Origin of the sequence: Chitinivorax sp. B (genome assembly GCF_005503445.1) — a bacterium.
Taxonomy (GTDB): Bacteria; Pseudomonadota; Gammaproteobacteria; order Burkholderiales; family SCOH01; genus Chitinivorax.
In genome coordinates this window covers 130,318-155,966 of sequence record NZ_SCOH01000004.1, presented here as the reverse complement: position 1 = coordinate 155,966, position 25,649 = coordinate 130,318, and the positions used below count along the sequence as shown (strand labels likewise).

Below are 25,649 nucleotides of genomic sequence, written 5' to 3'. Positions count from 1 at the left end.
CATGCGTCACGTTCGCAATGTTGGTCAAGGGATTCCATAATAATAAGGAGAAGCAATGAAGATTGTTGAAGTCGCACATCCGCTGGTCCGACATAAGGTTGGTTTGATGCGTGAAGCGGGTATTAGCCCCGCAGCATTTCGGGCACTGGTGGCCGAAGTCTCCAGATTGATTGCTGTTGAGGCAACGCGGGATGTGGAACTGGATACGGCACAAATTGAATGCTGGAGCGGTATGTTGACAGTGCCACGTTTGCCAACTCTGGCGCCGACCCTGGTACCTATATTGCGGGCCGGCCTGGGTATGTTGGAAGGTGTGCAGGCCATGTTGCCCGAAGCGCCGGTGAGTATGGTCGGTATCAAGCGTGACGAGCGTACCTTGCTACCCCAAGCTTACTATTTGAACTTGGCCTCTAAAATCGATCAGCGATTGGCATTGATTCTTGATCCGATGCTGGCGACGGGTGGTTCACTGTGTGCCACCATTGAAGCGTTGAAGAGTGCTGGCTGTACGAGGATGTGTGCGTTGACATTGGTGAGTGCGCCTGAAGGCATTCGTCATGTCAACGAGCTTCACCCTGACGTGCCACTGTTTACAGCGGCTGTCGATACTCGCTTGAATGAGCACGGTTACATTTTGCCTGGCCTAGGCGATGCTGGAGACAAGATTTTCGGTACTGATACTCACGACTAAGGGGCGATCATGGCCAACCAACCCGTTCCACCGTATTTTGCACAGCGTAATGGCTTCCGTATTCGGCCTTATACGCTGGATGACGCCACCCCGTACTTCTGGGCTGTGATGGCATCTCGCCAGGCATTGACGGAGTGGACCAACTGGTTCAAGCCGGGTTATACGCTGGATGATGCGCGAATCTGGGTCGTATCGCGTATCGGCGCATGGCAGCATGCCACGGCATTTGATTTTGCAGTGGAGCGGGTTGAGGACAATATGTTGTTGGGTAATGTCGGTTTGAATACCGTCAGTTCCACACATCGCTACGCCAGCATGAATTTCTGGGTACGAACGGATGCCAGCGGGCAAGGTGCGGCATCGGTTGCATTGAAGCTGGTTGCTGCGTTTGGTTTTGACGTATTAGGTTTGTCACGGGTTGAGCTTGCCATCAAAACCGACAACATGGCAGCCCGTAAAGCGGCGCACAATGCAGGGGCCGCATTTGAGGCAAATGCTCGTAATCGTCTGCAATTGCATGGCCAGCCAATTGATGCCGCATTGTATTCATTGGTGCCGGCTGATGTGTTCATGCAGAGTGGTGAAATACGCAATGCGCCATTTCTTGGCGCAAAACCCTCTCTGGATACCCACTAACGATGGACAAGATTTTGGTAAGTGCTTGTTTGTTAGGTTCGAATGTCCGTTACAACGCAGAACCCTTGCCTGACATTGCTAGTATTTTGCTGCAATGGCAGTCCGCTGGACGGCTTGTGCCAATTTGTCCTGAAGTGGCTGGCGGTTTGCCCATTCCGCGCCTACCGGCTGAGCTGGTTGGTGGGGATGGACGTGCTATGTTGCTGGGTAAATCACAGGTGCGGACGGCTATGGGTGACAACGTCAGCCAAGCCTTCATTGATGGGGCGCAACTGGCGTTACATCTAGCATGCGAGCATGGCGTCAAGATGGCCATTCTGAAAGCGCGCAGCCCATCCTGTGGAAATGAGGAAATCTACGATGGCCATTTTGCCAGCCGTCGAATTCCAGGAGTGGGTGTCACGGCTGCCTTGCTTACCGAGCATGGCATCACAGTATTCAGTGAAGAACAATTGGAGGAGGCATTGGCATTCGATCAAGCTACTGGCTGTTCGGTTTCATTGCCCGAGATCAGTTCATCGTGATAGAGTTCGCCCCGTCCTAGGGGAGTAGCCGTTCCGCGAATGCGACGGAAGCCCGCGTCAACATACTTGGCCATCAGGCCATGGCGCGAGCGGTAATTATCAGCATCCCTGCTGATAAGACTTGGCAAGACCTTCGACTCGATACCTGCCAGCATGGGGCTGGGGTGGTGTCGGGTTGAGGTTTTGGTCCAGCCCCGAGGAATCTCCATTGGAAGCTCTTCTGATCTCCACCGGTATTGTTGCGCTTGCAGAAATCGGTGACAAAACTCAACTGCTCTCGCTATTGCTTGCTGCCAAATTTCGTAAACCCTGGCCAATCATTACCGGTATTTTTGTGGCGACGGTGATTAATCACTTGTTGGCTGGCTGGGCCGGTACTTTGATCACCCAATGGTTGGGGCCAGATGCCATGCGCTGGATTTTGGGTGTCTCCTTTCTGGCTATGGCAGGTTGGATGCTGATTCCAGACAAGTTGGACGATGACGATGCCAAGGTTGCAGACAGCCTGGGGGTATTGGGGGCAACGATTGTCGCCTTCTTTCTCGCGGAGATGGGGGACAAAACTCAGATTGCCACGGTAGCGTTGGCAGCGAAGTTCAATGAGCTGGTGCCGGTTGTACTGGGCACCACGCTGGGTATGATGCTGGCGAATGTACCTGCGGTGCTGTTGGGTGAAGTAGCGGCGAAAAAACTCCCGGTACGGCTGGTTCATGCTGTTGCTGCAGCAATTTTTGCAGTGTTGGGTATATTGGTGCTGTTGGGCGGTGATATGGTCAAATGGCTTTCCTGACCGAGCGGTGTTGCGGCGGATGAAAGATGGCTTGCCTGGCGTACCAGACAAGCCATCAGTTTGTGGTGCAGTGTTATTGGTCCAGGCGGATCCGGTAGTCGATTACGTTACCCCATATTGGCCGATAGTTGCAGTTGGTTGGCTGTAACTGCCAAGACAGGATGGAACGTGCCAACCGGGTGATGCCATTCATCGGTTGTACCAGATTGATGTTGGTATTGGCCATGGCCAGTACGGCAAACTGCCACGGTGGGTTCTGGCCTGGGGAATTGGCCAGATGCACACTGTCGTTCGCAACAGGCACGTAAGCAGCACCATTCCAGACACAGTTCAATACATATTCCCGACTACCTGGGAGGGGATTGGGGCCATAACCGTAACTTTGTTTGACGGTGACCGGGCAGCCGAACATGCGACGTTGCGGATCATACCCGCAACACGATATTTCTTCCCACCATAGACTGCCACGATAAGCAGTTTTGCCGCAGTTGGCTGCTTCAGGTGATAAGGTGGCGGCCGTGTCGGGTACGCCACAAGACTGGTATTTTTGATAAAGCTCGGCTTCCAGACGTAAACGCTGGTCGTCAGGTAATTTGTCTGCGCCGGAATTGATCATGATCTTCACGATTTCTTCTTTTACTTCTGGCCCACAAGCAGGCCCAGCATAGGCGAATCCGCCTAGCGACATCCCGCTTGCGCCCAGAATCAGTGAGATTGCGATTTTATTCAGTTGCCTTTGACGAGAACGCATGGTTTTCTCCTGCTACACGATAAGGTGAATTGGCGGGCACCGGATTGGGTGGCGGTAAAGGCGCCCGGATTTGGCAAGGATTGTCATTGGCACCAAAAAGCGTGCAAAACGTGCCTCTGGCCCAAGGCAACTTGGGCGGGATGTGTCGCATCAAAGAAAGTAGCGCTGATCACACGAAATGTGTGTGCTGGACGGATGGAATGACCGATTTTACTGGCTAGAGGTCAGAAGCCCAGCAGTGCATCATGGCGACAGGTGGGATAGTTCTGCAGCGTGTTATCTGCATCCTGAAACAGAGACGTCTTCAATCTAACGCATTGCGATAGACCGATCAACGCCTTGTAATTGCATAAGAATAATAATTGATTGGAAGGCTTGTCAGTACTTTGTTACAGCGGTTTGCCGTTTGTCGGATTGGTACAAATTGTGTCAATTCACAGGATATTAAGAAAATATTTAATTAATTGTGCATATAAGGAATGATTACTTTTCCCTCACTTGCTCCGGCTAACCCAGTCGATTGATGATAGCCGACCCTGTACGGACTGCGTGGTGGAAATGGTATTGCTCTGCAAAACTGGTGCGGATGGCTTGCAGTGCTTTCAATCAAATGAAACCTACCCTGATGGCCACTTCCACCTGACGCGGGTGTTACTCGCCTTCGAACTCACACACGGTATACAGTGGGATACCCTGAGCGCGGATCAGGTTGGACCCTCCCAACTCCGGTAGATCGACAATCGCGGCGGCTTCCACCACATTGGCACCAATCCGGGCAAGTAACTTGGCTGCGGCAATCATGGTGCCACCGGTAGCAATCAGATCATCGATCAGCAACACACGATCACCCGCACGACAGGCATCGGTGTGGATTTCGACTGTAGCACTACCATATTCCAATTCGTACTCTTCACTCACCGTCATGAATGGCAACTTGCCCTTCTTGCGAATCGGCACAAAACCCAGATTCAGCTCATAGGCCACAACGGAACCTAGGATAAAGCCGCGTGCGTCGACACCGGCAACCATGTCTAGATCTTGATCCATGTAGCGATGGACAAACATGTCGACCAATACACGGAAGGTTTTAGGGTCTTGCAACAAGGGCGTGATATCGCGGAACTGAACACCAGGTTGAGGCCAGTCTGGCACCGTACGAATACGGTCACGGATGTATAGGGGATCGAGGAACATGTTGATGACTCAAATAAAAAGTTGGCACCGCGGTGCATCACGTTTGCCAGACAGGCTCTCCGGGTCTGTCTGGCACCTTCCACCCAAGGCGCAATCATCCCACTGCGGGCTGTGCGGCAGCGATCAGGTTGATTTGTTGGATGGATAAATGTCGGATTGGGATGCGCTGGATTGAAAAGTATGCACCAGCTTGTGCTTGATGCCCACTACATATGCCAGAAGCAAAAAAGAGTGCCGGCTTGCGCCGGCACAATCGTTGGGAGTCTCACTACCCATTTAAGCAGACAGATCAGAATAAGGCAAATTTCACGATCCACAATGCCGCAATTGCCAGCACGGGTAATCCAATTTCCTTATAACGACCTGCCATGATCTTGATAGCGGTATAGCTGATGAACCCAAATGCGATACCGTCCGCGATCGAGAAGGTGAACGGCATACCCAATGCGGTGATCACTGCCGGCGCAGATTCGGTCAGATCATCCCAGTTGATCTCGGCTAGGCCACGCGCCATCAGGACAGCGATATAGCACAGTGCCGGTGCTGTGGCGTAAGCTGGTACGGTACCGGCCAGTGGCGACAACCACAATGCAGCTAGGAACAGAATCGCCACTACGACAGCAGTCAATCCCGTCCGGCCACCAACGGCAGTGCCTGCTGCTGATTCGATATAAGCTGTACAACTGGAAGTACCTAGGCCAGCACCAGCTACAATGGCGGTGGAGTCGGCCAGCAATGCGCGCTTCAGGCGTGGCAGTTTGCCGTGGCTATCAAGCAGTCCAGCCCGGTGTGATACGCCTACCAGCGTGCCGGTGGTATCGAACAGATCGACAAAGAAGAATACGAATACCACACCAAGCAAGCCAGCATTCAGCGCACCTTGGATATCCATCTTCATGAAGGTCGGCTCAATGGATGGTACGGCTGCGAATACCCCCTTGAATTGTTCCAGCCCCAGCCACACCGCCAACATGGTCACTGTCATGATGCCAATGATCACCGAGCCCGGAACCTTGCGGTATTCCAATGCAACAATCAGCAGAAAGCCGAAGGCCGCCAGCAGGACTTTGGGATCATGTACATTGCCCAGCGTCACCAGGGTGACCGGATGGCTAACGACAACGCCAGCATTTTTCAGCGCAATGATGGCCAGGAACAAGCCTACCCCAGCAGAAATGGCCAGTTTCAGAGAGTGCGGAATGGCATTGACGATCATTTCCCGCAGCTTGAACAAGCTGACGAACAGGAAGATGACCCCGGAGAGGAAGACTGCACCCAGTGCAACTTCCCAGCTGACACCCATACCTTTCACCACACTGAAGGTGAAATAGGCATTCAGGCCCATACCAGGTGCCAAGGCGATCGGATAGTTGGCTACCAGCCCCATGACCGCAGAGCCCAGGGCAGCAGCGACACATGTGGCGACGAACACAGCATTGTGATCCATGCCGGTGGACGAGAGAATGGCCGGATTGACGAAGATGATGTACGCCATCGTCAGGAAGGTGGTGAATCCGGCGATGACCTCGGTTTTCACCGAAGTATTGTGCTCCTTGAGCTTGAACAGGGCGTCGAGCATGGTTTTCTGACTAAGAATGGAGTTAAAAGACACGCACCATGATGGGGCGTCATCCGTTGAGAATTCATCAACGAAAACACCATGATGTTTTAAGCGCGCGAGACTACCACAAAACGCTGGTTCAGGCTTGATTCAGGTGGCGCAAGGTGTGTTTTGCGTCGATGTGTGAAATAACTATAGATGCTTTCTGAGAATCCAAAAAACAGGCGCAACAGCAATGTGTGCGCCGGTTTGGATTGGTAGCGGAGAAATCAGAATTTGAAATTGCCATCTGCACGATTCACGACACTACCGCTGCTGCCGGTTGTGAATTCGCGATTTCCACTGCTGTTGAGCTGATTACTTTCCCAAATGGCAGCACTGCCATTGTATTTGACATACTTGTATTGAATGGCCGAATTGCAGGGCAGGGGTTTGCTGCCACTCCAAGTGACATTGGCGCCACTACCTTGTGCTGTCAGCTTGAAGCTGTCTGTAGGTGTCCAGTCGCCGAGCGCAGTCTGGTTGCCGACAACATGAACACTTTGGCCATTGGCAGTATTGGCATTTGCAATGCTGAAATTGGCGGTGACGCTGCAATTGCTACCGCTATTACCTTTGGTCCAGACAGCATAGTTGGGGCCGGATGTGGCCAGACTCCAACCTGTCCCTGGGCTCCAGCTGCCAGGGCCGATTTTCATTGCCACTTGGCCGCTGTTGCCGTTGACAATAGCCGCGTATAAACCATTTTGTGCTGCTTGAATGGCAATGGGGGATGTTGATGTGATGCCGGCAGTTTTACGAATATCGATCAGGCTTTTGATATTGTTGCGCAGGTTCCAGTCGTAGACGTGTGCGTAATACACACTGGGAATACCAGGATGGGTCAAAACATAAGCATAACCTTCCATGACCTGTCCACATGGGATGGCCCAGTGATTCTGGCCGATGCCACAGTTTTCCGATGGCCCGGTGTCGTGATTATCGACGAACGTCACCATTTTTTGTCCCCACCAACCAATACCACCTGCAGGTTTGCCGCTGCTGTCCTTCAGGCGCCAGTAATCGCCATTTTGCAAGACTTTGGTCAGCAAGCCTTTGGTAGTGAAGTCGAAGGCGCCGCAGGTGCCGCCGGTTCCATCCACATAGTTCATCAATACCTTACGGTGTGCATTCACATCGTCGTAGTTCAGGTCAGTCCAGATCTCACCAACACAAAAATTGGGCGCCATCGCATCGTGGTACAGCTTGGCATATTGCGGGCCATAGCCTTTCGAGTAGTCATACCGAATACCGCTGAAGCCAATATTTTTCAGGCGGTTGCCGACCCAGGCTTTCAAATCGCTCTGGACCTGGGTTTGTGAATGATCCAGATCTCGGGCGGCGTCATACCCCCCTCCTGAATCATTATTCCCACATGCACCACTCCATTCGTCACCACGACTGACAGCATTGCAGCCCCAGGCTGGATTGGTGAAATCTGCCCAATTGGCGGTGCCAACCCGGTGGTTGATGACAACATCGACTACCGATTTGATGCCTTTTCCATTAAGGGTGCTGATCGTGTTACGCAAGGCGCTTTCCGAACCATACTTGCTGTCCAGCACATTCAGTTGGCGCGGTAGATAGCCTTCGTTGGAGGCTGCATCGGAAGGTGGTGGGAACCATACATGGGTAATACCCAAGTCCTGCATGTCAGCGGCCTTACTGGCCAGTGTGCTGTACCAACCGTAGTTGTAATTCCAGGAGTGCCAATGAAAACCTTGCAGCAGAATGGCTGAACTTGCCTTCTCCTGTTCGGTCGCAGCTTGGGTGGGTTGAGCAAGGCAGGCCAAACCGGTGAGGATGGCGGCAGAAAGATGACGTAACGAGAGATGGGTCATGTAGGTCTCCAAACCTGATTTTTATGATGGTCGACATATGCATCGGCTGTGCATTTGATCGAAACGGGCCAACTGACACATCGGATGCCCAGTGGTATTGGCCTCATCGGTATCGTTGGTGGAATGCAGTGCTGTTTCCGGCCAGGGAGGCATCTGGTCAAATGGCAATGGCATGTCAACGATTGTCGCAAGTTAGCAGCTTCGTACACACGCTAATTGACAATTTGTGCGGTTCTGATAAGTGGTGTCGTGCGGCAGTGGGTTGGCTTGAATGAAACCAAGTTGCCAGCTTGCCTGGCGGCTTGGTATCTGTGATTACACAATTTGCATCAACAACCGTTAAACTGCCGGCCCTTGGCAGAACTTTGCAGGAAATTTGTATATGGATGACAACAACAAGATAGAGAACTTTCTGGAACAGATGATTTTCCATAGCCGTTGGCTATTGGCACCGTTCTATCTGGCACTGATCGGCGGCATCGTGGTGCTGTTTGTGAAGCTGATCAAGGAATTTGGTACCGTAATCAGTATTTTGATGGGGGGTGAAGGTAATGCAGTGTTGTCAATCCTGAGCCTGGTCGACATCACGCTGATTGCTAACTTACTGGTGATCGTGATTTTCAGCGGTTATGAAAACTTCATTTCCAAGCTGGATGTGGCACACAATTCACCTGACAAGCCCAGCTGGATGGGTAAGGTGACCTATGCAGACCTGAAGCTGAAACTGATTGGCTCGATTGTGGCGATCTCGGCTATCGATTTGTTGAAGGCTTTTGTGAATATCCAGTCTACCAGTCATGAGGACTTGGCCTGGCTGATCGGTATTCACATGACCTTTCTGGTGTCTGGCGTATTGTTTGCGTTGATGGACAAACTATCAGGCAAGCATTGATTGGTTTCCTGCATGAAAAAAGCGCTTCAGTATTGAAGCGCTTTTTTTTGACTGTAGCAGAGTGTGACGCAATGGGTGAGCTCCATTACTTCATCTGTAGCCGGCGTCATTACATTACATTTCGACTGGCGCGGTGTGGCGTAATAGCCATGCCAGTGCGTCACCACTGACCAATGGCTGCAGTCGGCGCCGAACTTCTGCATGATAGTGGTTCAACCAGTCGATTTCATCTGCACGCAGGATCGAGCGATCTAGGCAACGTGTATCAATTGGACACAGAGTCAATGTTTCAAAGCGTAGGTAATCGCCGAATTCCCCGCTAATTGCTGGCACGTTCAGCACGAGGTTTTCAATGCGAACTCCCCATTTGCCAGCGCGATAGATACCGGGTTCGATCGAGGTGATCATGCCGGCCTCCATGGCAGTGTGTGGTTCTGGCATGCCATATACTGAAATGGATTGTGGCCCCTCATGCACATTCAGGAAATAGCCTACGCCATGGCCCGTACCATGACCATAGTCGATTCCCGCTGCCCAGATCGGGGCGCGGGCAATGGCATCCAGCATTGGCGCTTTCAGGCCAAGCGGAAACTGCGCGCATGACAATGCCAGTGTGCCTTTCAGCACCAGTGTGAAATCACGTTTTTGTTCGGCAGAGGGTTCGCCGATAGCAACAACACGGGTAATGTCGGTGGTGCCATTCAGGTATTGTCCACCTGAATCGATCAGCAATAGCCCACTACCTTCAATGACCGCATGGCTAGCTGGGGTAGCACGGTAATGCGGCATGGCACCATTGGCGTTGAAGCCGGCGATGGTTGCAAAACTGGGGCAGACGAATCCGGGGCGTCGGGCTCGGGCTGCGGTGATCTGTTCATCAATAGTGACTTCGGTAATACGTTCCCTGCCTAATGTGCTTTCCAGCCAACTGAAGAATTCACACAGTGCCGCACCATCCTGCTCCATCGCCTGTCGTACATGGCTTGCTTCAGCATCGGATTTGCGGGATTTGGAGAAGGTGCTGGGATTGATGGCTTCAAGCACCTTCACGCCGACTGGTACCGCTTGACGCAAGCCCAGGGTGACGCGGCGCGGATCGATCAACAAGGTCGTATCAATGGGCAGCGCCGACAGCGCGGTGCTGGTTTCGACATAGGGACGAATGACGATGCCCTCGGCGGCCAGTTTGGACTGTAGATCCGCCGGTACTTTGCCCTCTGCGAGGAACAGGCTGATCTGCTCCATCCCTATCAGTGCATGAGCCACGAAGACGGGGTTGTAGCTGACATCGGCGCCGCGTAGGTTGAACAGCCATGCGATGTCATCCAGTGTGGAAACGAAATGCCAATCGGCACCTTTTTCCTGCATGGTTTTGCGTAGAGCGGCCAGTTTCTCTGCACGGGATTGTGTCGCATAGGGGGCGACATGTTCATAGACTGCATTGGTTGGCAGGTTGGGGCGATCTAGCCAGATCTGCTGTAGCAGGTCAATATCGCTGCGTAGCTGTACCTGCTTGATTGTCAGGGCTTGTTCGATGGCACGGGCTGCCGTTAAACCCAGCACCATCCCATCCACGCCGACACAGCCATTTACCGGAATATGCTCAGCCAACCAGTCGATATGTCCATTGCTGGCGGCAGACTGGATCTTCATCAGCACAATACCTGTGCCGGTCAGTTCGGCCTCAGCTTGTACCCAATAGCGGCTGTCCACCCACAAACCTGCAAACGTCGGTGTGACAATCAGTGTGCCAACCGACCCCATGAAACCTGTCAACCATTTGCGACTTTGCCAGCGTTCAGGCAGGTATTCTGACAAATGCGGGTCAGCAGAGGGGACGATGTAGGCGTCCAATCGATGCTGTGCCATTACCAATCGAAGGCTGGTGATACGTTTGTGGATCACGATGTTGGGAGATGTGGCAGTATCCATAGGGTTTCCGGTGGTGGTCATATTGTCATCAGGCCCACGGGTAATGGGCCGGGTTGGTCAACCGGTCGTGGTCGACACAGGGTTTCAGCGTGGAAACTAGACTAATCGCATTGATTTGTCAGGAATAGGCACAGAACTGTACAGGCACAACAATTCAGTACAACGGTGTCGATCAGGCGGCATGTGGGCGTGCCAGATGTTGGCGCCACCAGTGCTCGAATGCTTGGGGGGGCAGAGGTTCACAGCAGAAATAGCCCTGGGCCGCGTCGCAGCCGCTTTCTTGCAGAAAGCGCCATTGCTCGGCGGTTTCCACTCCTTCTGCCACCACGGTCAGCTTAAGGCTTTTTCCCAGGTTGATCATGGCTTTGACAACGGCTTCGTTATCGCTATCGTTGCCAATATCGCGAATCAGGCTGATGTCGACCTTCAACTTGCAGATCGGTACTCGTTGTAACAAGCCCAGGTTGGAATAGCTGGTACCAAAATCATCAATCACGATATCCCCGCTCGTTTGCCCAAGTGCACCGATAACGCCTGTGCGCTGTTCGCCATCCGCCATGATGGTGTTCTCGGCAAGTTCAAATTGAAGCAAATGCTCGCTCAGTCCAATTTCCTGCATGATGGCATTGATATTCCTAACAAAATCAAAACGACGCAGCTGGCGTGGCGAGATATTGATGGCGATGGGAACAATGGGTAGGCCTGAGTCCTGCCAGTGTTTGTGCTGCAGACAAGCTTCTCGCAAGATCCAGTCGCCCAGATCACCCATGATGCCGATATCTTCGGCTACGGGGAGAAACTCGGCAGGGTGTAAAAGCCCGCGCGTAGGGTGCCGCCAGCGTAGCAAGGCTTCTACACTGGCGACATCACCAGTCTTGAGGGAAATCTGTGGCTGATAACATAGCTCGAATTGTGCTTGCTCCATGGCCGCACGCAAGACTTGTTCGGTAGCCAACCGTTCTGCAGTGCGAATACTCATCTCATAAGTGAAAAACTGATAGTTGTTGCGGCCATGTTCTTTGGCAAAATACAGCGCCGCATCGGCGGTGCGCGCCAATGAGCTGCTGTCCATGGCATCGTCTGGGAAAAGGCTGATGCCCAGGCTGGTTTGCATGCTGAGTACGTGGCCATCCAATATCATGGGTTCGGCCATGGTATATAGGATCTTTTGAGCGACTGAAGCCACGTCGACCGGGGATTCGACATTGGTCAGCAGGACGACGAATTCATCGCCCCCCTGCCGGCTGACGGTGTCTGATTCACGTACGCAGCGGATCAGCCGGTTGGCCACTTCCTTCAGCATCAAATCGCCAATCGCATGCCCTAATGTGTCGTTCACATGTTTGAAATGGTCCAGGTCCAGAAATAACAACCCCAACTTGCCACCATTGCGACTGGCGTTGGCAATGGCCTGATCCAGCCGGTCCTGCATCAGCATGCGGTTGGGCAGACCGGTAAGGTAGTCGTGGCTGGCCTGATGGGAAAGCTCTTGCGCCATCAGCCGGGTGTTGCTGACATCACGGAACGCCAGAACCCACCCTTCCAATTCTTTCTGGCTATCGATAATCGGGCTGGTGTTGTATTCCATAGGTACCCGCCAGCCTTTTCGATCAATCAATACGGGGTTTTGCCGCTGTATCCAATCCCCGGTAGGTGGAGGGCAGGCCACCAACGGTTCGCCGGATTGTTCGTCCACAGCGTGGAAAATCTCATCCAGCATATGGCCTTGCGCTTCTTTCACTGCCCAGCCCGTCATGCGTTCAGCTTGGGGGTTGAGCGAGATGACCCGGAAGTGGCGGTCCACCGTGATGACGCCATCCGCGATCGATTTCAAGGTGGCGAGTGCGCTGTCCAATTGCAACTGGGCTTGTTTCCGCTCGATTGCCAGCAATACCAATGGGACCTGGTGATCGATCGATATCAAGGATTCCGGGGTGGGGGACCGCGGTTGCCCAACGTATACTGCAAAGGTTGCCATGACCTTGCCTTCGCGATTGATGACGGGTGTTGACCAGCAGGCCGCAAAGCCAACTGCTAAAGCTCCATCGCGAATGGTGCTCCATAGCGGGTCTTGCGCGATATCTGCGGAAATCACCCGTTGCTTGCGCCAGATGGCGGCCCCACACGAGCCGACGTTGGGGTCGGCCGTGATGCCAATCAGGGCGTTGGCATAGTGTGGGGGAATACTGGGGCCGATACAGGCACGACACTGTAAGGTCACATCATCAATCAGGAACACCGCACACCATTCACCTGGGCGGCGACGTTCGTATTGCAAGCAGATCTGACTGAGAATTTCGGGTAACGGCTGGTGGTGTACCAGCATTTCCAATACTTCCCGCTCTGCGGCTTCCCTTAGTTCGCTTTGCTTGCGTTGCGTGATGTTTTCAACCGATGCGACATAGCCATGCATGCGGCTGTCGATGATCATGGCTCGGCTGATCAGACGTACCCAGACCATCTCGCCACCAGGTGAGTGCATGCGGAACTGGGTCATGCAGGGCAATTGCTGCTTGACGGCCATACGCCATTCCAGTGCGACCCTTGCCCGGTCTTCAGGGTGCACGCTGTGAAGCCAGCCATCACCGGTCATTTCAGCACTCAGTCGCCCAGCGAGGGTTTCGAACATCGGGTTGGCGTGCTGTAGTTGACCTTGGCTGTCAGCGAGGAAGATACCGGTACTGGAACTGTTGTAGATGGCCTCGATCTGCGCGGATTTTTCACGCAGCGCCTGTTCGGTTCGTTTGCGTTCAGTGATATCTGCCATCATCAGCAACAGGCCGGACAATGTATCCGCGTGCTGAAGCGGCGTCAGGCAAGTCATGACCCACATAACGTCGCCATCGCGGCGCAGCAAGCGCAAGTCGTAATAGCTGCCCGGCTGAGCATGGCTTGCTTCCAGCATTTGCAATGCAATTGGAAGGTCAGCAGGGGAAACGACGGAAAAAAAAGAACGGCCAACCAGTTCAGGAGGGGTAAAGCCAAGCAGGTCCGACATTCGGCGATTGACATAGCTGATCATGCCATCTTTGTCGATAGCCCAGATGCCGTCATGCGAATGTTCAGCAAAGGTGTTCAACCCCAGTGAGGACATGGCTGTCGGCACGGCAGACATGGGAAGCGAAGACGACATCGGGCACGCGCTCCCAAATGGCATTATCTGTCAGTATAGTCTGATTTCTCAGCGAATTATTGATGTGAGCATGCCCCTAATTACAGCGCTGTGTGAATCCATCATTTGCAACCCGCGTCAGCTTGGCTAAGATGATGCACGGAATCGCTTCCTCACACCTAAAAGGAGTACCTATGAGAGCAGCAATCGCTATACTGGCTGCGTTGGTTGGTTTTGTTTCTGGCCATGCGATGGCGGCAGATGCTAAAGATGCCAAGGTGCTGGTACAAAAGTACAACTGCTTGTCCTGTCATACCGCAGACAAAAAAGTTGTCGGCCCTTCATATAAAGAAGTGGCTACCAAATACAAAGGGGACAAGACTGCCGAAGCGAAACTGATCGCTAAGGTGAAGGCGGGCGGTGGTGGGGTGTGGGGACCCGTTCCGATGCCACCCAACCCGACCGTGCCCGACGCGGATCTAAAAACAATGGTGCAATGGATTTTGGCCACCAAGTGATGCATGCACAGCCGTGTCATATGATGTGGCTGGAAGGGTAACCAGGCAGGTAGGGCCGACCGTCGATTCATTACAGTATGTGAATTTACTGTTGCAAAATCTGTCATATACTTATTGCATCATGCTGGTTTCATCGGCTAATCTTTGCGACCGCCGAACCCCGGCGGCGATACCGACATCGACCGGCATCGCCACTGAGACACTTACGGATGCGTACGACCATGGCTAAGATGCTGACAGAACAAGACGTCCTCAAAGATACGAGCGGCGAGTACATGACGCCTGATCACCTGGATTTCTTCAAACGCAAGTTATTGCAGATGAAGGAAGAGCTGATCAACAACGCAACCCAGACCAGCCAGCATTTGCAGGAGCAGGAAGCCACACCGGACCCGGCAGACCGCGCCACGCTGGAAGAGGAGTATGCGTTGGAATTACGGACACGGGACCGTGAACGCAAGCTGCTGCAGAAAATCGAGCAGGCCATCAATCGTATTGACAATGGCGAATATGGTTACTGCGAAGATACTGGTGAACCAATCGGTCTGGGCCGTTTGATTGCCCGTCCGACTGCCACTTTGTCTATCGAAGCGCAAGAGCGCCGCGAAAGACTGAAAAAACAGTACGCAGATTGACCCAGGCGGTACTTGGCGTCGATGGCAACATCGGCGCCCATTAGCATGTCTTCCAGTTACCGACCTTCCTCAGCCGATCAGGATGCGAAAGCAGAACGCCTGATTCGGGAAACCGGCCATCGCCTCACCGAACCCCGGCGACGTGTGCTGGGCTTGCTGCTGGCTGGCGAGCGTGCACTCTCCCATACCGAAATCGAAGAAGCCTTGGCGGTGACTGAGCCCATTGACCGAGTCACTTTGTATCGTGTGTTGGATTGGTTGATCGACCGTCAATTGGCCCACAAGATTGCAAGTGATGATCGTGTCTGGCGGTTTCGGGTTGGTGCGGATGACGTGTCACACCATCATGCCCATTTCAAATGTGGTCGCTGCCACCGTGTCTTCTGCCTTGAAGATGTCTCGCCAGCGGTGAAGGTGCAGTTGCCTGACGGCTATTCCACTGAAGAAGTGGAAGTCACCGTCAAAGGCGTCTGTGCCGATTGCAAATAATTTCCCGAAAGCCTGATTGATCTCGACTATCGATGTATATGTCATGCTGCGTGGCGTGATGCGGAGTCTAGCCCGATATCAAGCGGGAATGGCTACAACAGCATCTACCTCGAACAACATTCCATCCAGCGCCAGTCGTGGGACTGGGATCAACGAGCAAGCGGGGGCGGGCGCTGTCCCCCATACCCGCTTCACTTCGTCACTTAACACCGCCAGACGTTGTTCACTGTGATCCACAATCAAAACGGTCAGTTTGGCCACTTGGCCCATCCGACCGCCTGCTGCAGTCACGGCTGTTGTCAGATTCAGAAATGCCTGACGAACCTGTTGCTGAAAGTCATCCACCAGGGTGCCATCAGCTGTTTCACCACCTTGTCCAGCAATGAAGGCAAGTCGTGTACCAGGGGGTACCATGGCCACGTGGGAATATCCGTTGGCTGACGGGTCGTAAAGCCCAGCCGGGTTGAGCATGGTCAGTGAAGTGGTTGTAGTGGAAACGGATAAGTCGTGCATTGCTTATTTCTCCAGTCAAAGTAGCCTGTCATCAGGCACACTATATAAGGTGGGCCGAGGCCTGTGCTGCGGTGATGAAGCATGGCCAGGATGAATTGTGCCGTAGTGTGTCTGTTCCGAATACTGGATGCGAAAGCCAGTACTGGCGGCACTTGCAGCGATTACCTATATCAGACGAATCAGCATTTGCAAATGTGACAGCCGATCAATGGCCATGACCTTTGATCAAGCGAATATGCGAAACCGAAAGGTCTGGCTGACATGAATAGCAGCATGTGTGGCCTGCACTATACTGACTTACGCCAGTGCATTTGCCGGCGCCACGGCTGCGTGCCGTGCCTATTGTGACGATGTGTGGTGAAGATGCGGTGGGAATGTTTTCTGCTGGGATTCGGCTGGTTGATGGGCACTGCTGCAGTCGCGGCGCCGGTACTCATGTCCAATGTGGCCCCCTGGGCCATTGAAAGTGCCAAATATGGCATCGATGGGGTCAATGTTCGTTTGATCAAGGCGCTGTCACAACGCAGTGGTGTGCCACTGGTTCCCACTGTGGTACCAACCGCCCGTCATCTGGCGGCATTCAAGGGGCGACAGGATGCTTACAGCTTGTCACTGGCTACTAACCTGAGTGACGAGGATGGTGCCGTGGTGGGGCGGGTGGCAACCTACCCAGTCGTATTGGTGGCGATGGCAACGCAGCCGATGGCTAATTATGAAGACTTTGTGAAGTCGTCCAATCGGGGGGTGGGGGTATTGCGGGCATTGAAATATGAGCCGTTGTCCAGCGATAGCCGTGTTAGCAAAGTCGATATTGCGACCCTGGAATCCGGCTTGCGTATGCTGGTTGCGGGGCGACTGGATGCGGTAGTGGCAACTTTGCCAGCCATTCAGTACCAGCTACGTAGCATGGGTGGTACTGCGAGCCCTAATCAGTTTCTACGTGTCAGTGAATCCACTTGGGTGCTGCGGGCTCGTCCACAAATTGATATGGCCCAGCGCGCACAGCTGGCTCAGGCGCTGGCAGAAATGATGCGCGATGGCACGGTGGAGCGCATCGTCACGCAATTTCTGCAAGAACCCGTCAGTGTCGACCCGTGATGATCAACTACCCCGTGATGTCACATACCCCTGCTTGGCCGCCCACAGGTTGATATCCTGTTTTTGGATGGCAGCGGCCATCAATTCAGGGAAATGATCCGGCGTGCAGGCAAAAGTCGGGATACCCATCGCTGCAAAGCGAGCGGCATTCTGGTGGTCATAACCTGGCGCACCATCGTCGGATAAGGCCAGCAGGCAGATCATGTTCACCCCTGCTGCCTTCAATGCGGCTGCGCGCTTCAGCATCTCGACCTGATTGCCGCCTTCGTATAGGTCGGTAATCAGTACCAGAATCGATTTTTCGGGCTTGTCGATCACCTGCTGGCAATATCCCAACGCCAGGTTGATGTCGGTGCCACCGCCCAACTGCACACCAAATAGCAGGTCAACCGGGTCCTGCATATCCGCTGTCAAATCCGCTACGGCGGTGTCGAATACCACCATGCGAGTACGAACGGCGCGCAGTGAGGCCATCACGGACGAGAAAATACCAGCATAAACCAACGAACTGGCCATTGAGCCGCTTTGGTCCACACACACCACCACATCACGCAGGGCAGAACGCTTGCGCCCATGGCCGATCAGCTTTTCGGCGATCACCGTCTTTTTATCTGGTAGATAATTCCCAAGATTGGCACGGATGGTGCGATGCCAATCGATCTCCTGCAATTTGGGGCGATGATTGCGTTCGGCCCGGTTAAGGCTGCCGGTGATGGCCTGCCGCATGGGCTCCTTCAAACGCTTTTCCAGTGCTTCGACCACTTTCCGCACCACACGACGGGCGGTATCGCGGGTTTTGGCGGGCATGACACGAGACAGCGACATCAGGTTGGCCACCAGATGCACGTCGGCCTCCACGCTTTCCAACAGTTCTGGCTCCAGCAACATACGTTGCAGATCCAGCCGGGTCAGTGCGTCCTGTTGCATGACCTGCACGACGGTGGTAGGGAAATACTCGCGAATATCGCCCAACCAACGCGCGATGTTCGGGCAGGATGGCCCAAGACCACCGCTGCGCTCTGCATCGTACAAGGCGGCCAGGGCATCATCCATACGCTGCAGATCAAGTGGCAGACGCGCGCCAGGCTCGTTTGCTGGCTCGCCCAGAATCAGGCACCAGCGTTGTTGGGGATCAGTTTCAAGCGTGGTAGACATCCAGCTCACTCATTCGGTTTCAGTCATCTGAGCCGCAGACGGGCCCAGTATGGTTTGCAACACGGGCAACACGCGTGCTGCACGGGTTTCGTCGACAGGCAATGTGGTTGCCACCGGTGCCGAGCCGCTCTGGCCCAGATGGCGAACCTTATCCCCCATCTGGCGCCGTTCTGCAGGGGTAAAGTCGGCAAAGGCACGGCGCAATAGCGGCAAGCGCTCAATGAACACGTCGTGTGGCAGTGAGCGCAACCAGCCATCCAATGCCAGCCATAGCTCAGTATGCTGCAGCAGTAGCAACCCACTGCCTCGCAGCAGGCCGGATAACCAGCCGGTGGCATCGGCTGGTGGCAAGGTGGGCGACAGCGCCAGTCTGGCCCGTTGCGCCAGCTCGGCTTCCGTGATGCGTTGCCGATCAAACAGCAAACGTAGTGCAAACCCACGTGCCGTTGGGGCGACACCATCCTGAGTCACCAAGCGTTGCAGGGTATCGAACCAATCATCACGCAATCCGGCCATTTCCAGCAGATCAAGTGCGCCTTGTACCGCATCGATCTGATCCAGCAGCGCAATGGCAGCGTGTTCGTCGATGCCGCTGGCAGCAGGTTGCAGGCCCACTGTGATGCGGTCCACCAACCCGATGATGATCGGCTCGATACTGGTACTGTGGGTACCCCGCACGTCGCCATAGCGGGCGACACGGGCCAAGGGTGGCAGTGCGTCCATCAAGTGGGCCAAATCCGCTGCCAGTGCGGCCTGGTTCTGCACACAGCCCAGCAATACACTGATGGCGACGGGTAGACGGGCCAGCACGGCCCAATCCAGCATGGCAGTCAGCGCTGGTAACGTGGCCTCGTTGCGGGCTTGCTCACACAGTTTGTGGCTGGCCGCTTCTTCAATGGTATTCCCATAACGACTGGCGCTGATCAGGTCGACAGCCAGCTCCGGCTGCCAGCGTAGAGTCCAGCTTTCGCGAAAAGTACCGGTACGGTTGCTGTCCCGCTGCTGTTCGCCCCATTTGACACCCAGTATGGTCAACCGATGTAGCAGGCGGCTGCGGGCACGGCCACCGTCTTCGCGCAGGTCGAGATCGATTGTTTTGGATTCGCTGGTTGGCTTCAGCCGCAACCGCTTCTGTTCGACCTCCAGATCGCGTTGCAAGGGTGCTGCCGCAGCACTGGGTGGTACGGCACCGATGTGGTGACCTATCTCCAGTTCGCGCCGGATCAATGCCAACGGTGCCGGGTCGCCGTGGCACAGTACGGCCTCCATGGCTTCGCGGGTTTCCGCCAAACCGGGCATCGGCAAATCACGCATGGCGGCCAGGGCTTCTGCCAGTCGGATCGATTCAATCACGCTGGCAGACGAGGCATCCAACCCCTGCTGCCGCATCAGGCGGGCGGCGGTGGTGATCCAGCGCAACACGGCGCGGTCTGGGCTGTGCCACAGGTGGCGATACCAACCGGGTGACGTCACGCCAGCACCATAGCCGCTTTCACTGGCCAGCCGGTCGTCACTCCACGGTACCCAGGTGGCGGCAGTTTTGGTCCTGGGTAGACCTTTCAGCAAGGCATTGTCATCCTTCGCTGTGGCACGGCCAGCCAAAGCAGGGACATGCCAAGCGCCACAGACCACCGCAATGTTGGCATAGCCGATCTTTTGCGCTTCACGAATACGACTGCGCATGTGAGCTTCACGACGAGCTTCCCGTAGATTGGGGGCTGGGGCCGCTTTGCGCAGGGCAGTCATGGCCTCCTGAATGCCGGCGAACAGATCAGTGGCATCGCGGCGTTGTTCTACCTGTACTTCCCACCACTGTTCTTCGTCAGCGTAACCCGCTGCGCGCGATAATTCGCCTATTGGGTCCATGCGCCAATCATGAAGCTCGGTATCGTGGCTGACCTGGCGGTCGTTATCGATGCTGGCGGCTATGCTTTCTTCGTGGGGCTGTTCGCCCGCCTTATCCGTTTCTGTATTGACAGATTTGGCCATCTCTTCGGCAAAGCCATGAGTGGGTGGCAGATCAATGAACCACAAGGGTACTGACCGCCCGACTGCATGCTGAATCGCCCGCCACTCCGGCGAAAATGTGGCGAATGGGTAGAACACACCCAGGTTGGGCGATTCCTGTGGGTAGATCAACAATGCTACCGGCGGTTTCATGGCGGGGTCGGTTGCCAAGGAGATCAGCGTATCCGCTTCCGGTGGGCCCTCCATCAATACGATATCTGGTTGCAGGGCATCCAGCGCGGCCTCCAGGGCACGGGCACAACCTGGTCCATGGTGGCGGATGCCGAAGTAGTGCACGGTCATTGCATCAGTCCCATTCTGGTAACGGGGCCAGTGGCAACACCGCCAAATCGATGTGTACGCCGGTCAGCGTGCCATCGTCGGCATAAGTGCCCACAACTGCATAGCTGCCATCGCCCCAGCCCGCATAGCTGAGAATGATGTTTTCACTGTCTTGGGCGTTGGGTAAGGCGATGTTGACCAAACCTTCACGCAGCTCGGCTGGGTCATTCAGGCGGGCTTGCCAGGCGTCATCCTCGCCACTGTCGAACAGTTCGAACTCCCAGTCGATCTCATCTGGGTTGGGCATCAGGCGTTCAATGGCATCGGCATCGGCGAAGGCGACGGTGTTTTCATCAACTGACAAGCCAATGAATTCATGGTCGCCAAGTTCCGGCAACGCCATTCCTGGTGGAATCGGCGACAGAAAGCGCCAGCCTACCGCAGGTTTGTCGGACAGGATCACCGACAGATATGCCTCACGCGGTTGTGAGCCATCCAGTTCATCACTGGTATCCGCCACGGTGGCAACGACGGGGTATACCCCCGGTGGTACAGCCACTTCTGGGTTGTCGCGGGGCTGTAGTGTGGCGAACGGGTCGCAGGCAATCAGCCGGCCGCTTTTCAACCACAGCTCGCCACAATTGACGGTAAACAGCCGATAGCGCAGTACTTGGCCATCTGCAAAGTGCCACTCGGCGATATCGTTGACCAGTGCCTTCCAGCGGTCGTCGTGGATGGGGAGGAGTGTCATGGTCATCCTTTATATGTCGTTGTCGCTTGCGGTGCCGTATCTATGTTTGAGGTGTGACAGGCCATGCAGGACCTGATGGCCACGCAAGGCGTGTCACACCACCTCCATACATGCGCGATACAAATCCTTCCAGCCGTCACGTTCTTTAGCGATGGTTTTCAGGTATTCCAGCCAGACTACCTTGTCTTGTACCGGGTCTTTGACGATTGCCCCGGTCAGGCTGGCCGCAAAGTCTGCGGCACGGGGGACACCATCGCCGTAATAGCCAGCAACGGCCATGCCATGGCCAATCACCGAAATCGCTTCGGCCGTGGAGAGTGTGCCGGATGGCGACTTGAGCTTGGTCTTACCGTCTTCAGTCAGGCCATTGCGCAGTTCGCGGAAGATGGCGACCACACGGCGTACTTCCTCCAAAGCGGGCTTTTCAGCAGGCAGGGCCAGAGCCCGACCCAGTTCTGCAACACGGCGGGTGACGATATCGACTTCTTCGTCAAAGGTATCGGGCGTGGGCAGGATGACGGTATTGAAGCGGCGCATCAAGGCGCTGGACATCTCGTTGACGCCCTTGTCACGGTTGTTGGCCGTGGCGATCACGTTGAAGCCCTTGTTGGCTTGTACTTCCATACCCAGTTCAGGCACGGGCAGGGTTTTTTCCGACAGCAAGGTGATCAGCGTGTCTTGTACCTCGGCTGGGACACGGGTCAATTCCTCGATGCGTGCCAGTTTTCCGTCACGCATGGCTTTCAGCATCGGGCTTTCCACCAATGCGGCTGGGGTAGGGCCTTCTGCCAGCAGGCGGGCATAGTTCCAGCCGTATCGCAGGGCAGATTCATCGGTGCCCGCCGTGCCTTGGATCAACAGGGTGGAATCGCCGCAAATCGCTGCGGCCAAATGCTCGGATACCCAGCTTTTGGCCGTGCCGGGCACTCCATACAACAGTAAGGCTCGGTCAGTGGCCAGCGTGGCCACCGCAATTTCGATCAGCCGACCACTGCCGATGTATTTGGGCGAGACCTCGAAGCCGTTTTCCAGCTTGCCACCTAACAGGTAGGTCTTCACCGCCCACGGGGATAGCTGCCACTTGGGTGGGCGCGGATGACGATCCTGTTTCGCCAACTCGGCCAGTTCTTCTGCGAATTGCTGCTCTGCGTGTTGACGCAGCACGGTGTTCAGGCTGTTGCTCACAGCGGAGTCTCCTTGATCAGATGTTGTTTGGCTTGTGATAGCGCAATATAGCGCTCGACATCCCGCTTGGGTTGCCAAAATGCCCAGCCTTCACGCTGGCTGAGATTGGCCAACCATTGCTGGGCACAATCGTTCAATTGGGGTAGGGTGGTATCGTCACCGTGCAAGATGGCCAACAGCAACATTGTCAGCGGGTTGGTGAAGTCGTCAGGATTGGCAAGGCTGTATTGGCTGATTGCCAATTTGGCCAAAACAGCCTGGCTGATTGCTGCTGGCCACGGGGCAGGCACGGCCCGTAGTGCCGCCAATGGCACTTCACCTACCTGCAGGCGGGCCAGGCAATGGGCCGTGCGTTGGGTCATGGGCAGGGCATGCCAAAGCGGGTTCAGCGCATCTGTAGCCAGTAACCTACCCAAGCTGGCATCCGCTTGCAGCAATGCATCGGCCCATTCGGCATCGGCAAAACGGGCGGTGGCATCAGCCAACCCGCGCAACACCGCCTCACCCCATTCTTGGGCCGGCAGGGCCGCAATCAGGTAGGCGGGCGATTGCTTGGTGTGACTTTTCCACAGTGATGGCGGCACCAAGGCAACCAGTTGGCGTAGCCAGAAGGCACGTTTGCCTTCGCCTGCAGGTGGGTTGGCCAATAGGCCATCCCGTTCCCAATCCTTGGGTAATTCTTGCGGCGGATCGATTATCAGGTTGTCAGACCACTGCAGGCATGCCTGGGCGCGCTCGGCCCAGCGTTGTGCCAAGGCGGCTGTCGGCTGTCGGCATAGCAGACCCACCGCGAATTGACGCACACCTGTACTGCGGTCGCTCATCAGCCGCTCCAGCAGTGGAATATCATCTGCCGTGGTGCCTTGCGCCAATACATCGACTAGCGTCAGTCTGGCATCGGCCTTTTCTTGTGGTAATACGGCTTCCAGCCAGTCGCGGGCCAGGGCAGGATTACGGCGGCGTTGTTCAGCCAGGGCGCGGCGGCGGGCTGTCAACGTTCCCTCTTGCCAAATGCTGGTCAACACGCTGTCGTCAGCTGGCTGTGTGGTGTTGGCAATGGCCCAGTGCCATTCCGGGTTCTGGGCAGCGAGCCACAGCCCGCGTTGCCCGAATAATGGTTGCCATAAGGTACGGCGATTGGGATTGGTAATATCCAAGGTGCGCAACAGCAAACTGGGTGGCAAGCGCAAGCCGGCTTGCTGCAAGCGTTGGGTGGCCCAGGTTTCCAGCTCCTCCCATTGGCCGGCCAACAATTCGGTCAGCATGCCAAATAGGCCGCTAGATACCGTTGGCAAGTTGTCGGCTGGTGCTGGTGGCGGATGTTGGCCTTCCTGAGCAAGGCGGCCAGCTTGCAGGTATAGCGCGTGTGCGCCAGCTTGCCAAAGCAGCTGCGCTTCGCGACTGGCAGCGGGCAAAGCATTGTCAATGGCAGGCAGGGTGTTGGCTTGCAATGGGCTGTTGGCGGTACCCACCAGCGCCAGTTTGGTCAGGTTATGCATTTGCGTCCCCTGTCAGCGGGTAATAGCGACCATTGGCCATGACACCTAAGGGCAGAATGACATCCCCCATCCATTCCACTGCCACATCATGTGGTACGCCACCTGTCAGGGCTAACCATGGCCAATGTGCTTGGCCGGCCAGTGGCAAGGCATCCCCGGCTGCATCCACCACCTGCCAGCCCTGTGGCCCTTGTACGGGGACGGCGCCTGAGATGACGGCTGGCAGTCGCTCCAGCCATGGGTTCGCTGCCAGCGCATGGCCGATGCGATCCAGCAGGGCGGCAATCGGTTCAGCATGCGAAAGTGCTGGGAAGGCTGGTAGCGGTGACGGGCTGCCTTTAAGCATGGCGCGAATCGGATAAGCGCTGGGCCAAAATGCCAGTTCACCCTCGAATGCGGTGCCTGGCACCCAAGTGGCACCGAACGGCACATGGGTGCCTGGTGAAAATTGCAGAATCAACGCATATCGGCGGCTGCCTTCGCCAATCAACCACGTTCGCTGTACCCGTACCCGGTCGCCTTCATCCACCCATTGACCCATTACCTGCCAGCGGTCGTGTTGAACGGTGCCCGTCGCCAGTACCTCATCTTCACGCACGGTGAAGCCAATCAGCTGTCGTATGTCTTGTTGCAATGCAGGTGGCAGTTGGTCCAATCGTTGGTAAGCACGCATCGCCAGGGCCAATTTGCCCAAGCGACCCAGCACCTGGTTTGGCCAATCCTCGTGTGCACCGACTAATTCGCCAATGGGTCGCAATCGTGCCGCCAAGCCACTCGCCTGAGCATCCACCAATCGGGCGGATTGTTGTTCCCAAATACCCATTCCCTCGTTGGCTAACCGTGCCATGCCATTGCGTATTAAGTCTTCCAGCCACAGCTGGCAGGCATCCAGCCCATCCTGCACCCGCTTTTCGCGTTGCTCGGCACGTTTCTGTTGGGCTGGGTCATGGGCGGCTTCAGTGGCCTTGGCGGCTTTGGCCTTTGCCTTGGTTTCTTTCTCGGTGGCCTTCTGCCCACGCTTATCCAGCCACTCCGTTACCCAATCGGGTTCATCCTGAGGGACGATCAAATCCGGTTGATTGGCCGTCAGCACCAACAACCCCAATGCATGTTTACATGGGAATTTGAAACTGGGGCACGAGCACTTGCTGGCAAAATCGGCCAGATCCACCCGCACCTGATAGGGTTTCGAACCACTGCCCTGGCATTCGCCCCACAGGCTGCGGCTGCTTTGCCCCAAATTGCCCCAATGTGCTGCCTGCCCCAGCTTTTTGCCATTTTTGGCCGAGCCGCTATCTGGCGCCAGCGCCAACACCTGCTGTTCCGAAAGGTTCATGTCGATATCGCGATATGGACTGGCCGCGACGATAGCACATCTGAATACTGGACAGGCAAGCCCTCAAGCCATAAACGACATTTTCAGGCTAGTGTAGTGTTTCACGTAGATTGCGACGTATAAAAGTGATGGATGTCGCGACGAATCGAGGCGCGAACCACTGCCATAGCGAGCTATGGCGAGGATTTGCAACGATGAGTCGGCGTGAAAGACGCACT

22 protein-coding genes and 1 riboswitch are annotated in these 25,649 nt (G+C 55.2%); of the genes, 9 read left to right on the top strand and 13 right to left on the bottom strand.

The features are described 5' to 3' along the window. Positions 1–55: 55 nt before the first annotated feature. The 4 genes from upp to FFS57_RS04285 all read left to right on the top strand — a co-directional run bounded on the left by upp (position 56) and on the right by FFS57_RS04285 (position 2,641). The gene (gene upp, locus FFS57_RS04300; protein WP_137936528.1) at positions 56–691 is read left to right on the top strand and encodes a uracil phosphoribosyltransferase; all 636 of its coding nucleotides are present in this window, start codon (positions 56–58) and stop codon (positions 689–691) included. A gap of 9 nt (positions 692–700) precedes the next feature. Further along, positions 701–1,327, top strand: coding sequence for a GNAT family N-acetyltransferase (locus tag FFS57_RS04295; protein WP_137936527.1), 627 nt, complete (start codon positions 701–703; stop codon positions 1,325–1,327). Between the two features lie 2 nt (positions 1,328–1,329). Continuing rightward, a complete protein-coding gene (locus tag FFS57_RS04290; RefSeq protein ID WP_137936526.1) occupies positions 1,330–1,851 on the top strand; it encodes a 2-thiouracil desulfurase family protein in 522 nt (173 codons plus the stop codon). Between the two features lie 7 nt (positions 1,852–1,858). Further along, a riboswitch (yybP-ykoY riboswitch) is annotated at positions 1,859–2,055 on the top strand. A gap of 4 nt (positions 2,056–2,059) precedes the next feature. Further along, a complete protein-coding gene (locus tag FFS57_RS04285; protein WP_137936525.1) occupies positions 2,060–2,641 on the top strand; it encodes a TMEM165/GDT1 family protein in 582 nt (193 codons plus the stop codon). A 73-nt stretch (positions 2,642–2,714) separates the two neighbouring features. On the opposite strand, the gene FFS57_RS04280 is transcribed toward FFS57_RS04285, so the two are convergent. The 4 genes from FFS57_RS04280 to FFS57_RS04265 all read right to left on the bottom strand — a co-directional run bounded on the left by FFS57_RS04280 (position 2,715) and on the right by FFS57_RS04265 (position 8,027). Next, on the bottom strand, positions 2,715–3,392 hold the full coding sequence (locus tag FFS57_RS04280) for a hypothetical protein (RefSeq protein ID WP_137936524.1): 678 nt from the start codon (positions 3,390–3,392) through the stop codon (positions 2,715–2,717). A 651-nt stretch (positions 3,393–4,043) separates the two neighbouring features. Continuing rightward, positions 4,044–4,586 (bottom strand): adenine phosphoribosyltransferase, encoded by a 543-nt coding sequence (locus tag FFS57_RS04275; protein WP_137936523.1) that lies wholly within the window; start codon positions 4,584–4,586, stop codon positions 4,044–4,046. Positions 4,587–4,875: 289 nt separating this feature from the next. Then, positions 4,876–6,165 (bottom strand): NCS2 family permease, encoded by a 1,290-nt coding sequence (locus FFS57_RS04270; protein ID WP_137936522.1) that lies wholly within the window; start codon positions 6,163–6,165, stop codon positions 4,876–4,878. 251 nt (positions 6,166–6,416) lie between these two features. Next, complete coding sequence (locus FFS57_RS04265) at positions 6,417–8,027, bottom strand: glucan 1,4-alpha-maltotetraohydrolase domain-containing protein (RefSeq protein ID WP_171013605.1); 1,611 nt, start codon at positions 8,025–8,027, stop codon at positions 6,417–6,419. A 382-nt stretch (positions 8,028–8,409) separates the two neighbouring features. Between FFS57_RS04265 and FFS57_RS04260 the strand changes: the two genes are divergently transcribed. Then, positions 8,410–8,919, top strand: a complete 510-nt coding sequence (locus FFS57_RS04260) for a TIGR00645 family protein (RefSeq protein ID WP_137936521.1) — start codon at positions 8,410–8,412, stop codon at positions 8,917–8,919. 114 nt (positions 8,920–9,033) lie between these two features. Here the strand turns inward: FFS57_RS04260 and FFS57_RS04255 are convergent, their stop codons facing one another. Both FFS57_RS04255 and FFS57_RS04250 read right to left on the bottom strand, forming a co-directional pair. Next, complete coding sequence (locus FFS57_RS04255) at positions 9,034–10,851, bottom strand: aminopeptidase P family protein (RefSeq protein WP_137936520.1); 1,818 nt, start codon at positions 10,849–10,851, stop codon at positions 9,034–9,036. Between the two features lie 172 nt (positions 10,852–11,023). Then, positions 11,024–13,984, bottom strand: coding sequence for a bifunctional diguanylate cyclase/phosphodiesterase (locus FFS57_RS04250; RefSeq protein WP_171013603.1), 2,961 nt, complete (start codon positions 13,982–13,984; stop codon positions 11,024–11,026). 173 nt (positions 13,985–14,157) lie between these two features. Between FFS57_RS04250 and FFS57_RS04245 the strand changes: the two genes are divergently transcribed. The 3 genes from FFS57_RS04245 to FFS57_RS04235 all read left to right on the top strand — a co-directional run bounded on the left by FFS57_RS04245 (position 14,158) and on the right by FFS57_RS04235 (position 15,605). Then, entirely contained in the window at positions 14,158–14,481 is a 324-nt protein-coding gene (locus FFS57_RS04245; protein ID WP_137936518.1) for a c-type cytochrome, read from the top strand. Between the two features lie 221 nt (positions 14,482–14,702). After that, positions 14,703–15,116 (top strand): RNA polymerase-binding protein DksA, encoded by a 414-nt coding sequence (gene dksA, locus FFS57_RS04240; protein WP_137936517.1) that lies wholly within the window; start codon positions 14,703–14,705, stop codon positions 15,114–15,116. Positions 15,117–15,161: 45 nt separating this feature from the next. Next, on the top strand, positions 15,162–15,605 hold the full coding sequence (locus FFS57_RS04235; RefSeq protein ID WP_137936516.1) for a Fur family transcriptional regulator: 444 nt from the start codon (positions 15,162–15,164) through the stop codon (positions 15,603–15,605). Positions 15,606–15,683: 78 nt separating this feature from the next. Here the strand turns inward: FFS57_RS04235 and FFS57_RS04230 are convergent, their stop codons facing one another. Further along, the gene (locus FFS57_RS04230) at positions 15,684–16,118 is read right to left on the bottom strand and encodes a RidA family protein (protein ID WP_137936515.1); all 435 of its coding nucleotides are present in this window, start codon (positions 16,116–16,118) and stop codon (positions 15,684–15,686) included. Between the two features lie 363 nt (positions 16,119–16,481). Here FFS57_RS04230 and FFS57_RS04225 point away from each other — a divergent pair, with 363 nt between their 5' ends. Beyond that, the gene (locus tag FFS57_RS04225) at positions 16,482–17,216 is read left to right on the top strand and encodes a transporter substrate-binding domain-containing protein (RefSeq protein WP_137936514.1); all 735 of its coding nucleotides are present in this window, start codon (positions 16,482–16,484) and stop codon (positions 17,214–17,216) included. A 3-nt stretch (positions 17,217–17,219) separates the two neighbouring features. Here FFS57_RS04225 and FFS57_RS04220 read toward each other — a convergent pair whose 3' ends face one another. From FFS57_RS04220 to FFS57_RS04195, 6 genes are all read right to left on the bottom strand, one after another. After that, positions 17,220–18,371, bottom strand: a complete 1,152-nt coding sequence (locus tag FFS57_RS04220; RefSeq protein WP_137936513.1) for a VWA domain-containing protein — start codon at positions 18,369–18,371, stop codon at positions 17,220–17,222. Positions 18,372–18,380: 9 nt separating this feature from the next. Beyond that, positions 18,381–20,681, bottom strand: coding sequence for a DUF5682 family protein (locus FFS57_RS04215; protein ID WP_137936512.1), 2,301 nt, complete (start codon positions 20,679–20,681; stop codon positions 18,381–18,383). Between the two features lie 4 nt (positions 20,682–20,685). Beyond that, entirely contained in the window at positions 20,686–21,411 is a 726-nt protein-coding gene (locus tag FFS57_RS04210) for a DUF4241 domain-containing protein (RefSeq protein ID WP_171013601.1), read from the bottom strand. Positions 21,412–21,504: 93 nt separating this feature from the next. Then, positions 21,505–22,584 (bottom strand): ATP-binding protein, encoded by a 1,080-nt coding sequence (locus tag FFS57_RS04205; protein ID WP_137936583.1) that lies wholly within the window; start codon positions 22,582–22,584, stop codon positions 21,505–21,507. An 8-nt stretch (positions 22,585–22,592) separates the two neighbouring features. Beyond that, positions 22,593–24,095 carry a DUF5691 domain-containing protein gene (locus tag FFS57_RS04200; protein ID WP_137936510.1) on the bottom strand — a complete coding sequence of 501 codons (1,503 nt, stop codon included), beginning with the start codon at positions 24,093–24,095 and terminating at the stop codon, positions 22,593–22,595. After that, positions 24,088–25,431 carry an SWIM zinc finger family protein gene (locus FFS57_RS04195; protein WP_137936509.1) on the bottom strand — a complete coding sequence of 448 codons (1,344 nt, stop codon included), beginning with the start codon at positions 25,429–25,431 and terminating at the stop codon, positions 24,088–24,090. Before FFS57_RS04195 ends, FFS57_RS04200 begins: the two co-directional genes overlap by 8 nt. Positions 25,432–25,649: the final 218 nt, after the last annotated feature.